Below are 276 nucleotides of genomic sequence, written 5' to 3'. Positions count from 1 at the left end.
TCCTATTGTCTTAGATAGTTGCGAATGGGTATTGCTCCTTAAGAATGGCAACATTGCTCAATACAAACCTTTAAATTCTATATTAAAATCTGTAGCTAAAACTTATTAAACTTTAAAGGACAACCATGACCCCTCACATTAATGCTAAAATCGGCGATTTTTATCCTCAATGCCTTTTATGCGGCGATCCCTTAAGGGTGAGCTACATTGCGAAAAATTTTTTACAAGACGCTAAAGAGATCACGGAATGTGCGTAACATGCTAGGCTTTAGCGGG

The 276-nt window shown here is 37.7% G+C and carries 1 pseudogene; it reads left to right on the top strand.

Annotated features, from left to right (window positions below):
- Window positions 1-125: 125 nt before the first annotated feature.
- Window positions 126-276: pseudogene (deoD, locus tag BZK24_RS08630) on the top strand (purine-nucleoside phosphorylase); the annotation flags it as partial.

This window comes from Helicobacter pylori, assembly GCF_001998165.1.
GTDB lineage: Bacteria > Campylobacterota > Campylobacteria > Campylobacterales > Helicobacteraceae > Helicobacter > Helicobacter pylori_DL.
This window is presented reverse-complemented; position numbering and strand designations above follow the sequence as displayed.